At 49.7% G+C, this 12,298-nt stretch carries 11 protein-coding genes and 1 tRNA gene; 3 read left to right on the top strand and 9 right to left on the bottom strand.

All coding sequences use genetic code 11. The annotated features are described in order from the left end of the window. Window positions 1-218, top strand: a 218-nt coding sequence (locus ACY2VW_RS13260) for a GGGtGRT protein (RefSeq protein WP_461878376.1), incomplete at its 5' end; no start/stop codon positions are given. A 244-nt stretch (window positions 219-462) separates the two neighbouring features. Here ACY2VW_RS13260 and asd read toward each other — a convergent pair. From asd to ACY2VW_RS13225, 7 genes are all read right to left on the bottom strand, one after another. Next, window positions 463-1,548, bottom strand: a complete 1,086-nt coding sequence (asd, locus tag ACY2VW_RS13255) for an aspartate-semialdehyde dehydrogenase (RefSeq protein ID WP_461874252.1) — start codon at window positions 1,546-1,548, stop codon at window positions 463-465. Between the two features lie 87 nt (window positions 1,549-1,635). After that, entirely contained in the window at window positions 1,636-3,015 is a 1,380-nt protein-coding gene (gene argH, locus ACY2VW_RS13250) for an argininosuccinate lyase (protein WP_055267678.1), read from the bottom strand. Between the two features lie 193 nt (window positions 3,016-3,208). Continuing rightward, entirely contained in the window at window positions 3,209-4,090 is an 882-nt protein-coding gene (locus tag ACY2VW_RS13245) for a recombinase family protein (RefSeq protein ID WP_461878375.1), read from the bottom strand. Between the two features lie 82 nt (window positions 4,091-4,172). Then, window positions 4,173-5,111 (bottom strand): DNA/RNA non-specific endonuclease, encoded by a 939-nt coding sequence (locus ACY2VW_RS13240; RefSeq protein WP_461878374.1) that lies wholly within the window; start codon window positions 5,109-5,111, stop codon window positions 4,173-4,175. Beyond that, a complete protein-coding gene (locus ACY2VW_RS13235) occupies window positions 5,108-5,524 on the bottom strand; it encodes a ribonuclease Z (RefSeq protein WP_461878373.1) in 417 nt (138 codons plus the stop codon). Before ACY2VW_RS13235 ends, ACY2VW_RS13240 begins: the two co-directional genes overlap by 4 nt. Beyond that, entirely contained in the window at window positions 5,521-6,264 is a 744-nt protein-coding gene (locus ACY2VW_RS13230; RefSeq protein ID WP_461878371.1) for an ABC transporter permease, read from the bottom strand. Before ACY2VW_RS13230 ends, ACY2VW_RS13235 begins: the two co-directional genes overlap by 4 nt. Further along, complete coding sequence (locus ACY2VW_RS13225) at window positions 6,257-7,027, bottom strand: ABC transporter ATP-binding protein (protein WP_022463010.1); 771 nt, start codon at window positions 7,025-7,027, stop codon at window positions 6,257-6,259. Before ACY2VW_RS13225 ends, ACY2VW_RS13230 begins: the two co-directional genes overlap by 8 nt. A gap of 110 nt (window positions 7,028-7,137) precedes the next feature. Between ACY2VW_RS13225 and ACY2VW_RS13220 the strand changes: the two genes are divergently transcribed. Next, on the top strand, window positions 7,138-7,785 hold the full coding sequence (locus tag ACY2VW_RS13220) for an epoxyqueuosine reductase QueH (RefSeq protein WP_461878370.1): 648 nt from the start codon (window positions 7,138-7,140) through the stop codon (window positions 7,783-7,785). 191 nt (window positions 7,786-7,976) lie between these two features. Here the strand turns inward: ACY2VW_RS13220 and ACY2VW_RS13215 are convergent. Then, window positions 7,977-8,049: transfer RNA gene (locus tag ACY2VW_RS13215), tRNA-Thr, on the bottom strand. Between the two features lie 311 nt (window positions 8,050-8,360). Here ACY2VW_RS13215 and ACY2VW_RS13210 point away from each other — a divergent pair. Beyond that, the gene (locus tag ACY2VW_RS13210; protein ID WP_461878369.1) at window positions 8,361-9,761 is read left to right on the top strand and encodes a citrate/2-methylcitrate synthase; all 1,401 of its coding nucleotides are present in this window, start codon (window positions 8,361-8,363) and stop codon (window positions 9,759-9,761) included. A gap of 126 nt (window positions 9,762-9,887) precedes the next feature. Here ACY2VW_RS13210 and ACY2VW_RS13205 read toward each other — a convergent pair whose 3' ends face one another. Continuing rightward, window positions 9,888-12,143 carry a DNA gyrase/topoisomerase IV subunit A gene (locus ACY2VW_RS13205; RefSeq protein WP_461878368.1) on the bottom strand — a complete coding sequence of 752 codons (2,256 nt, stop codon included), beginning with the start codon at window positions 12,141-12,143 and terminating at the stop codon, window positions 9,888-9,890. Between the last annotated feature and the right edge of the window lie 155 nt (window positions 12,144-12,298).

Below are 12,298 nucleotides of genomic sequence, written 5' to 3'. Positions count from 1 at the left end.
CTCTTCATCCGGACAACATGGCAGCAGGTCCTGCTTCCTACGGTATGACCGATACAATGGGACGTATGCACTCTGACGCTCAGTTTGCAGGTTCTTCTTCTGTACCGGCTCACGTAGAAATGATGGGTCTGATCGGCGCAGGAAACAACCCGATGGTTGGTATGACTGTTGCTGTTGCTGTTGCTGTTGAAGAGGCAGCAAAAGCTGGCAAATTCTAAGATTAGCCAATACTTGCGTAAATAGAATTATTTGAGCAGAAAAGAAGCGCCGCGGGATTTCCCGTATGGCGCTTCTTTTTTGTATATTTCTGAAAATGTATTTATAGCAAAATTTCAAGAAGACAGCCGTATTAAAAAGAAAAACGATCACTTTTAAATTTTAGAATTTGACGCAAAAATAAAGACCTTATAGCCGCATTATTAGAGCTATAAGGTCTTTATTTTTAAGATTGCTCAGGAAAAATTATTTTGCAGCGATATATTTCTTAGCAACAAGTGTCTCCGCACACAGTACAGCTCCGCCGGCTGCGCCGCGGACGGTGTTGTGGGAGAGGCCTACGAATTTCCAGTCGTAGATGGTGTCTTCTCTTAAGCGGCCTACGTTGATTCCCATTCCGTTCTCGTAGTTGACATCCAGGGTTACCTGCGGGCGGTTATCCTCGGTCATGTAGCGGATGAACTGTTTTGGTGCGCTTGGGAGGTTCAGTTCCTGCGGAAGGCCTTTGAAGTTCTCCAGTTTTTCGATAAGCTGCTCTTTCGTCGGTTTCTTGCGGAATTTCACGAAAACGGCTGCAGTGTGTCCATTTAATACCGGTACACGGATGCACTGGCAGGTGATCTTCGGCTCGGTTGCTTTTACGATCACGCCGTTCTCGATTTTACCCCAGATACGAAGCGGCTCCTGCTCGCTCTTCTCTTCCTCGCCGCCGATGAACGGGATGATGTTGCCTTCCATCTCCGGCCAGTCTTTGAAGGTTTTTCCTGCTCCGGAAATTGCCTGATATGTGGTTGCAACAACCTCATACGGCTCAAACTCTTTCCATGCAGTTAAAACTGGCGCATAACTCTGGATGGAGCAGTTCGGTTTTACCGCAATAAATCCTCTCTTGGTGCCCAGACGTTTTTTCTGGAACTCGATGACATCGAAATGTTCCGGGTTGATTTCCGGCACTACCATCGGCACATCCGGTGTCCAGCGGTGTGCGCTGTTGTTGGAAACAACCGGTGTCTCGGTCTTTGCATATGCTTCTTCAATCGCTTTGATCTCATCTTTCGACATATCAACTGCGGAAAATACAAAATCTACAGTAGATGCCACATGCTCTACATCATTTACATTCATCACAACGAGCTTTTTCACTGCTTCCGGCATTGGAGTATCCATTTTCCAGCGTCCGCCGACTGCTTCCTCGTATGTTTTTCCGGCACTTCTCGGACTTGCTGCCAGGGTCACAACTTCAAACCACGGATGGTTCTCCAGCAGAGAAATAAATCTCTGACCTACCATACCGGTTGCTCCTAAAATTCCTACTCTCAATTTCTGCTCCATTGTTTTCATCTCCTTGTTCTTCTGTGGCGTACATTTGTGCGTCTCATGTCATACTATACCAATTTTTTCAAAATTGCAACTGTTTTTTCAATTTTCCTGTAAATATTTTTTATTCTGCTCGATGACAGCCAGCATCGCATCTGCTCCCGGCGCACCGATCGTGTTGCGTCGTTCTACGCAGTTCTTCATGCTGATGGCATCATAAATATCATCCTCGAAGACCGGGCTGATCGCTTTGTACTCTTCAAGTTTCATATCATCAAGGGAGATTCCTTTGTCAATGCAGTACAGAACGAGACGGCCGACAATGCCATGTGCATCGCGGAACGGAACGCCTTTTCCAACAAGGTAATCGGCTGCGTCCGTTGCATTCGTAAAACCGTTCTTTGCACTGTTCTCCATGCGGTCTTTTTTAAAGTGCATGGTAGAAAGCATGCCATTGAACAGAGCCAGGCATCCTTTTACGGTGTCGATGGCATCGAAGGTCAGCTCTTTATCCTCCTGCATATCTTTGTTGTACGCCAGCGGGATTCCCTTCATGGTGGTGAGCATCGACATCAGCGCTGCGTAAACGCGGCCTGTTTTTCCTCTGACAAGCTCTGCGATATCCGGGTTCTTTTTCTGCGGCATGATGCTGCTTCCGGTGCTGTATGCGTCGTCGATATCCACGAACTGATACTCGTTAGTATTCCAGATGATGATCTCCTCGGAGAAGCGGGACAAATGCATCATAATCGTAGAAAGAGCACTGAGGAGCTCAATGACATAGTCACGGTCGGATACGGAATCCATGCTGTTTAAGGTCGGGCCGTCAAAGCCAAGCAGCTCTGCGGTGTAAGCGCGGTCCAGCGGATACGTCGTTCCAGCCAGCGCACCGGAACCGAGCGGACAGTAATTCATTCTCTTGTAGATGTCTGCAAGGCGGCCTCTGTCGCGGCGGAACATTTCAAAATATGCGCCCATGTGATGTGCCAGTGTGATCGGCTGTGCTTTCTGCAGATGGGTGAATCCCGGCATATAGGTGTGAATGTTCTCTTCCATGATTTTTTCGAGTGTTACCAGCACCTCTTTGACGAGTGCATCAATCTCGGTGATCTCATCGCGGACATAAAGTTTCATATCGAGAGCTACCTGGTCATTGCGGCTTCTTCCGGTGTGCAGCTTCTTTCCGGCGTCTCCGATGCGGTCGATCAGGTTTGCCTCCACGAAGCTGTGGATATCCTCATATTCGCTGGTGATTTCCAGTTTTCCGCTCTCTACATCGGCAAGAATCCCCTCCAGTCCTGCAAGAATCTGGTCTCTCTCCTCTTCTGTCAGGATGCCCTGTTTTGCCAGCATCTTTACATGTGCCATGCTGCCTTTGATGTCCTGTTTATAGAATTTCTGATCAAAGCTGATGGATGCATTAAAATTATACACTAACTTGTCGGTCTCTTTTGTGAACCGTCCGCCCCATAACTGTGCCATTTTCATTCCTCTTTTCCTGTAAGTTTTTTAAATCATCATGCATTATTATACAAGCATCCAACCTTCCTTTGCAAGTCAAATCACCTACTTTCCCGAATTTCGGCGTTTTGTGTAGTTTTTTTCCAGCCAGCCCAAGATGCCGTACAATCCTGCCGCAACGAGGCAGAGGATCAGGATGGACAGGATTACCCAGTCAAGTCTGAACAGATTTGCCCACCTTTTTGCGGCAGAGACGCTCGTCAGCCGCCCGATTTGCCGCTATCCAGAGCTCTTCGGAGACGATAGCAGGAATTTTCCCCGCATAGACGTACTGCCCGCCCGGCGGCGTAGGGAGCGTTTTTCCGGTGTTAAAATCGTAATGCTTCCTGTTCATGACTACGGTGCCTTTATTCATGGGATTCCGCACCATGCGGATAATGTCTGTTCCAGAGAATGGTTTTCCGGCGCGGCTGCGGACGCCCTCCGCTGCCAGAACCGCCGCAATTTTCCGTCCGCCGAGACCGTCTGCACAGAGTTCGTACATACGGTGCTTCACTGCGGCCTCCTCCGGGATGAGCTCAATCGCTCCGTCTGCCGTCCGCCGGTAACCATAACTTTTTGAGGTCAGCACCGGCTTTCCATTATTCTGCTGCCGTTTCTGGTGCGCCAGATTCATCTTCTTGCTCAGCTCCCGGCTGTACTCCTCCGCCAGAATCGCCTTAATGCCGGTCAGAAGCGCGTCTTCCGGCGAATAGAATGTGTTCTCCAGATAAAAATACAGCCGCTTTCCGGCACGGTTTAACCGGTCTGCGAACAGATACCAGTCCCGCGTGTTCCGCATCAGGCGGTCCTGCGACTTGATCACAACAACGTCAAACCGGTTCCGGTCGAGATCCTCATACAGGCGGTTGTACTCCCGTCTGCCTTTCCGGCTCGTACCGGAGCGGCTCTCCACGTATGCATCGACGAGCAGCCAGCCCTTAGCCCGAATGGTCTCCTCCGCTTCTGCCGCCTGCCTTATCAGCGCATCCTTCTGATTTTCCTCCTCCGTGCTGCATCTTGCATAATAAACCGCGCGCAGCCTCTCTTCTTCCATCCCTGTCTCACTTTTCCGATACTTTTCTTTACTATATAGAAAAAAGGACCGGAAAGTTCCGATCCTTTTTCTGTAATTTCTGTTATGGATTGCACCGTCCGCACGGCTCATAGCCTTCTGCGATCAGATCCTCTCTCGGTCCCTGATACGTTGCCTTGTTTTCATCCTTAATCGAGCTGACACTCGAGCACGACGGCAGATGGAATTTCATGCTCGATGTGTTCATGACATATTCCTGCTGATCCGTCATCGTTCCGCTGCTCTCGCTTAAGGTACTGTCCCCCGTTGCATAATTAATCGAGATGCCCGGCTGATCGTTGTATGCGAAGATATGGAACGAAATGCCCTCGCCGTCATCTTCCATGGAGAGCGCCTCCATCTCCACACCATCCGCTACAAGGTTGTCCCCGGTAAAAATTGGTGTAACGCGGTACAGCACATGGTTTCCGGTCTCTTTGACGTAGTCGGCAACCATGTTTTCAAACGGCAGCATGCCCTCGACATTCAGATAACGTGTTCCAGTGATCAGATTCTTCTCATTTGCGTTCTCGCCGGTCAGCTGATATCCGATCAGGTGGCAGCGGTTGTACAGATACTTTCCTTCCACCTGGTCATATTTGACCGTATGCCAGCCCGTCGGTTTTACCTGACCGATAGCTCCGCGTTTTTCCGTCGGCATCAGATCCTGTCCGATATTCGCTTCTGCCACACCGCACCGTCCCAGGCTGTCCAGATCACTGTAATTCTCGTATGATTCAGTCGTCTTCTCCTCATTCGTAAAATCCGGCTGATTGTTGTTGATGACAACGTACGGTTCTCCGGAAAACTCCGGGATGTCAAGAACCGAAACGGCTGTCGGCGCCTGCCCGGCAATCTGGGATTCCGTCATCGTATAGGCAGCTGCGGCCTCCGAACCGGAATCCGCGCTCTCTGTCGAGAGCAGATCCTGTGCCTCACAGCCGGTCAGCGCCAGAACAAGAAGCACCGCCAGCAATAGAAGCTGTTTTTTTATCTTTTTCATTTCTCATATACCTCTTTTGTTATTTTCTCATGGGAATAGCCTGCAAACTCCTCCTCAGACACCTTGTTCCATTTGGAGAGCTCCAGATCCAGTTTCCGGTCCGACGGATAATGCCGGTTCCACCAGAACACAACGATTTGTTCCATCTTTTCTTCCACCGCCTGCAGACCTGTATTTTCCACAAAGCAGTACTCTCCTTCGCCTGCCTGCTTCAGAAAATCTTCTGCCGCCTGAATCGTTACGTTTCCGCTCTCCTCCTGCTCCGCAAACAGCTTTTCCGATGCAGGATCCATCCAGAGCGTTTTTCCCTCACACAACTCACAGATTTTCTCCGTTACCACGCGGTCCCGCGAAACACGTCTTCCGCCGAACTGCATTCCTTTTCGTTCTTCCAGACATACAATTGCTATCATCTGGTATCCTCCCTTCTTACGTGTGCATATCTGAACACCTGACTGCCATAGATGATCAGATAGCCAAGCCCTTCCCTTGCCCCGATAAATTCTCCAATGACAACACCGACGAGACACAGCCCGATGTTAACCTTCCACACGGCGAGCAGCCCCGGAAACGACCACGGCAGCACGACGCGGAACAGCATATCCTTCTTCGTTCCGCCGAGTGTTGCAATCAGGCGGAGCATATCCGGCTCCACACTCTGAAAGCTGCTGTAAATGCTGATCACCGAGCCGAATATCGCAACGGAAATGCCGGCCGTGATGATCGTTTTCACGTTTGCCCCCATCCACACAATGAGAAGCGGGGCGAGCGCCGATTTCGGCAGGCTGTTCAGGACTACCAGGTACGGCTCCATCACCGCAGAAAAGCGCGGAAAAAGCCACAAAAGCACAGCGAACGCCATGCCAATTGCCGAGACGAGCAGAAAGCTGATTCCCGTCTCATACACCGTGATCCCGATATGGCGCAGAAGGTTCTGCTCCGTCAGCAGGGTCACGAACGTTTTTCCCACCCGCACAGGGCTGGAAAAGATAAACGGATCGATCCATCTCAGATCCGCCGCCACCTCCCATAATACCAGAAAACTGACGAGAAGCAAAGCCCGAAACACCCGCACCTGCTCCCGTTCTCTTTTTTTCTGCCGGAGATACGCCCTCTGAAAGCTGCTCTCCGGCGTTTTTGCCTGCTCACGCATTTTCATTCAGCTCCTTCCAGATGGCATTGAAATACGTTTTAAATTCCGGCGCACTGCGCGCTTTCATCGGCGTGCGCTCCTCCATCGCAAACTGGATCGGAATCTCTTTTTTCACATACGTCGGCCGTGCCGCCAGAACAATCACACGGTCCGCCATGCTGATGGCCTCCGAAATATCGTGTGTCACAAGAATTGCTGTCTTTCCCTCTTTTTTGATGATCTTTCCGATATCATCACAGACGTTCAGCCTCGTCTGGTAGTCGAGAGCGGAGAACGGCTCGTCAAGCAGCAGAAGATCCGGCTCCATCGCCAGTGTACGGATCAGTGCCGCTCTCTGCCTCATACCGCCGGAAAGCTCGGACGGGCGGGCATTGGAAAAGGATTTCAGGCCGTATGTCTCCATCATCTCCCCGACTTTTTCTTTCCGCTCGGGTGTCAGCGTGCGCGAAATCTCAAGGCCCAGCAGAACGTTGCTGTAGATGGTCCGCCATTCAAACAGGTGGTCTCTCTGCAGCATGTAGCCGATATGGAGATCCGCCTCCGTGATCGGCCTTCCGCGGCTCAGCAGAGTTCCCGCCTCAGGCTTTAAAAGACCGGAAATCAAGTTCAGGATCGTGCTCTTTCCGCAGCCGCTCGGTCCGACAAGAGCAACAAATTCCCCCGGTTTTACCGAAAAGGTCAGATCGCACAGCGCCGGTGTTTCTCCTTCCATGGTGTGATAGGACAGTGATATATGCTCTAATGACAGGATTTGATCATCCATTTTTTTGCATCCTCCTCTATCTATAAGATATCATATGCAGCTTGCATCCCAGCCGCGCTGAGGCTATAATAGAAAGGATTGAAAGATACCAGGAGGTTTGAAGATACATTATGGCCAATAAAAGAAATTACCAGAAGGAGCTGGATGCGAAGATTGCAGGACTTCACGGTGAAGTTCCGACCTTGCTGCTGCACAGCTGCTGTGCGCCGTGCAGCAGTTACGTGCTGGAATATCTGTCGCAGTATTTTTCCATTACGCTCTTTTACTATAATCCCAACATCTATCCGCCGACGGAGTACGAGCACCGCGTGGAGGAACAGCAGCGTCTGATCCGCTCTCTTCCCGCCGTGCATCCGATTTCCTTCTGCCCCGGCCCGTACGATTCTGACCGGTTCTATGAGCTGACACGCGGGATGGGAAATGTGCCGGAGGGCGGCGAGCGCTGTTTTGTCTGCTATGAAATGCGGCTCCGCGAAGCGGCCGAAATGGCAAAGCAGCTCAAACTCGACTATTTTACAACAACCCTCTCCATCAGCCCGCTGAAAAATGCGGAAAAGCTGAATGAAATCGGAGAACGGCTTGCCGCCGAATACGGGATCCCATATCTCAATTCAGATTTCAAGAAACGGGGCGGCTACCAGCGTTCCATCGAACTTTCCCACGAATACGGCCTCTACCGTCAGGACTACTGCGGCTGCGTCTTTTCCCGCCGGGAACGCGACGCACGGGTGGCAGCACAGGAAAATGGCAACAGCTGATGTGCTCTTTGAAGTGCCTGGCCATAAGCTCCGTCAGGATATGCTGTACGAACTGATCTTCCTGAAACTTGTAACAGCAAACGCCCTTTGCAGCAGATCTTTTTCCTGCAAAGGGCGTTCGTATTTCTGTCATATTTCTCATGATACAGAAAACCCGCAGAACCTTACGTCCTGCGGGTTTCTAAAGAATAAGCCGAAAATCAGATTCGAACTGACGACCCCTTCATTACGAGTGAAGTGCTCTACCGGCTGAGCTATTTCGGCCTGTGAAATTCATTTCCTGAATGACACAATCATTATTATACCGTATTTTTTTGAAATTGCAAGCATTTTTTTGAAATTTATGAATCTTTTTCTAAAATTTGTTCCGCCCCACTGATTTCCCGCCGTTTCCATCCTTGTTGTTTTCACCTCCCTGGCGCAAATTTTATGCATAAACTTTGTCCTTACTTTCAAAAATTAAGGAAAACCATCCCTTTTCCTTATAAAAATTAATGTATTTTGAAAGAAAAGCATTGACAACCGCCAAAAAAGTAAGTATAGTTTTTAACTAAAGGAAGAAAGGGGCTGTTGTCATGACCATGCAATACGATAATCTGGAAGACAAGCTCAGTCAGCTTGTAGAGTATACGAAAGATTCCGGAAAGATTGATTTATCTTTATACACTGAGTACGATGTAAAACGGGGACTGCGTGATTCCACCGGTAAAGGTGTCCTCACCGGTCTGACTGAAATCTCCGATGTTATCGGTTTTGATGTTGATGAACGGACCGGCGAAAAAGTTCCGACCGATGGCCGTCTCTATTTTCAGGGCTATAACGTCGCAGATCTGATCAAAGGTATGGAAGGACGACGCTTCGGTTTTGAAGAGATTACCTATCTTCTTCTGTTCGGTTCTCTTCCGACAGAACCGCAGTTAAATGATTTCAATGAAATTTTAAGTATCTACCGCGAGCTGCCGGACACTTTTGTCCGCGACGTTGTCATGAAGGCAACCAGCAAAAACATGATGAATACTCTGCAGCGCTGTGTGCTGACCCTGTATTCCTACGACGAAAAGCCGGATGACATTTCCATTCCGAACGTCCTCCGCCAGGCTTTGAGTCTGATCGCAAAAATGCCGCTGATCGCCGTTTACGGCTACCATGCATACCGCCACTACCACGAAAACCAGAACCTGATCATCCGGAATCCGAAACCGGAGCTGTCGATGGCTGAAAACATTCTGCAGATGCTTCACCCGGACGGAGAATACACCGAACTGGAGGCCAAAGTTCTCGACGTTGCGCTGATTCTTCACGCAGACCACGGCGGCGGAAATAACTCGACGTTTACGACACACGTTGTCTCCTCCTCCGGAACCGACACCTACTCTGCTGTTGCGGCTTCTTTAAGTTCCTTAAAAGGACCGCGCCACGGCGGTGCCAACCTGAAGGTTATGGAGATGTTTGAAAATATTGAAGAGAATGTTACAAACTGGGAAGACGAAAACGAACTGCGCACCTACCTGACCAAAATACTTGATCGTGAAGCTTTCGATGGAACTGGTCTTATCTATGGTATGGGCCATGCTGTTTATACACTGTCCGACCCACGTTGTGTGATTCTGAAAGAATATGCAAAGAAGCTTTCCGCTGAGAAGCACCGCGAGAAAGAATTTGCTCTCTACGAGTCTGTAGAACGCATTGGCGGCGAGTGTATCGCAAAAAAGCGCCGTCTGCTCAAACCAGTCTGTGCAAATGTCGATTTCTACAGCGGTTTCGTTTACACAATGCTTGGCCTTCCAAAAGAGCTCTACACCCCGATCTTTGCTATCTCCCGTATCTCCGGCTGGTCCGCACACCGGATCGAAGAGCTTGTCAACGAAGGAAAGATCATCCGTCCGGCTTATAAATATGTCGGTCATCATCGTCCGTACGTTGCCATTGAAAGAAGAACCCCAAGAAAGACTTCCCACAGTTTTTCAAATAACTAAAAAATTATGCGAAAAGGACACCTGCCCCGTACCGTTCTGGTATCGGGCAGGTGTCCTTTTATTGCCAAGTGATCTCTCGAAAAACCCGCGGTGCGTGCTTCTCATGGTTATAAACAAAACTCTGCGTTATACCCGGATCTTTGTTCCCTTGGTATCTCGTTTTGCCAGCTTAATCTTCGCTGTCAGAGAAATCTCTTTGTCGTGATACGTGATCGTGTAATCCATCCGGCTTGCCAGCAGATACGCATGCTCTACCGCGTCGTCCTCTGCCATACGGATACCGCGCACACCAATGGCCGCTTTTTTCTTCTCCGGCACTTCACTCGTAAGGAAGCGCAGGAAGACACCGTTTTTCGTCTGCAGAACCACATACTCCTGCTCCTGGCAGACCTCGGCAAGAATCAGACGGTCCTCCTCGGATGAAAGTTTCGTCGCCGCGATCGTTCGTTTTACGACATCAAACTCGGATCCATCGACAAGTTTTACCATACCGGCCGCGCTGACGAACAGCAGCTTATTGTTCTTGATATTTTCCAGTGCATCGACGTAAATCATCTGCTCCTTCTGGCTGCTGTAATTTCCAAGGTTGTCGATCGGCGTTCCCTTGTCACGGAATCTTCCATACGGGATGTCCATTACTTTGATGCTGTGCATCATGCCAAGATCCGTAAAGACGCAGATCTTATCGGTGTTTTTGCACTGGAACACATATTTGTTCTCGTTGTGCACAGCCTCTTTGTTCCGCTCGTAAGCAGACGTATCGATCGTCTTCGCATAACCGAAGCGGTCCATCAGGAAGACAACATCCATCTCCTCGACCTTCGGCTCCTCAAGAACAATCGCCTCAGCATTCTCAATCGCCGTTTTCCGCTTGTGGCCGTACTCTTTTTTAATCTGCGTCAGATCTTCCATAATAACTTCCGACATCGAGTCGTAATTATTTAAGATATCCTCGTACTTCGTGATCTTCGCCACAGTCGCCTCATGATCTTTTAAGAGTGCTTCCACTTCCAGTCCGATCAGTTTCTGCAGACGCATCTCCAGAATCGCCGTTGCCTGGCGTTCCGTAAAGCAGAGCTGTGCTGCCATACGCTCACTTGACTTTGATTTGAAGCGGATACCATCGGTCACACCCATAATCAGACACTCTTTGACCTGCTTCTGTGTCTTGCTTCCGCGCAGAATCTCAATGATCAGATCGATCACATCGCATGCCTTGATCAGGCCTTCCTGTACTTCGCGGCGCTCCATCTCTTTGCGGAGAAGGTTCTGGTATTTGCGGGTTGCCACTTCAAACTGGAAATCAACGTGATGCTCGATCACCTGCTTGAGGCTTAACGTCTCCGGTCTTCCATCTGCCACGGCGAGCATGTTGACACCGAACGTATCTTCCAGACGTGTTTTCTTGTACAGCAGATTCGTGATCCGCTCCACATCCGCGCCTTTTTTCAGTTCGAGCACGATGCGTGTTCCTTCTTTCGAGGACTGGTTGGAAATGTCGACGATTTCCGGCGCTTTCTTGCTCTCCACAAGCCCCGCCACATCGTTCAGGAACTTTCCGATGTTCGCACCGATCATCGGGTACGGAATTTCGGTGATTACAAGATACTGCTTTCCGTTTTTGCCTTTCTCCACTTCCACTTTTCCGCGGATTTTAATCTTTCCGACACCTTTTTCGTAGATCGACAGCAGGTCATCCTGATTGACGACAATACCGCCGGTCGGGAAATCCGGTCCTTTGATGTATTTCATCAGGCCTTTGACGGTGATGTCGTTGTTTTTCATGTAAGCCTTGACCGCATCCACGATCTCACACAGGTTGTGCGGCGGAATGCTTGTTGCCATACCGACAGCGATACCGTCCGCGCCATTCAGCAGAAGGTTCGGCACGCGCACCGGCAGAACAGACGGTTCTTTTTCCGTCTCGTCGAAGTTCGGTACGAAATCGACAACGTCTTTGTCGAGATCCTTTAAATAGACCTCCTGTGTAATTTTCTGCAGTCTCGCCTCGGTGTATCGCATTGCAGCGGCACCGTCACCCTCAATCGACCCGAAGTTTCCGTGGCCGTCCACGAGCGGCTGGCCTTTCTTGAAATCCTGTGCCATTACGACAAGCGCGTCGTAAATGGAACTGTCGCCGTGCGGATGGTATTTACCCATCGTATCGCCGACGATACGGGCGCATTTTCGGAACGGCTTGTCGTACTGGATGCCGAGCTCATACATATCATACAGAGTACGGCGCTGTACCGGCTTTAAACCGTCCCGCACGTCCGGAAGCGCTCGGGAAATGATGACGCTCATCGCATAATCAATGTAAGATTTCTGCATGACCTCAGAATATTCGGTCCGTATAATCTGATCTTCTGATTTTTCTCTCATCTTCCTTTATCCTTCCTGTTGTTTCAATTCACAGTCGGTATTTTCACGGAGTCTGACATGTCGAAAATAGTTCGACTGTGACTTGCCTCATGCCAGTGGAGGATACCGATTTCTCTCCGCCCGCCACTGCCGTTATGTTTCTTTTAACAATTCAT

Source organism: Fusicatenibacter sp., assembly GCF_977045365.1.
This window is presented reverse-complemented; position numbering and strand designations above follow the sequence as displayed.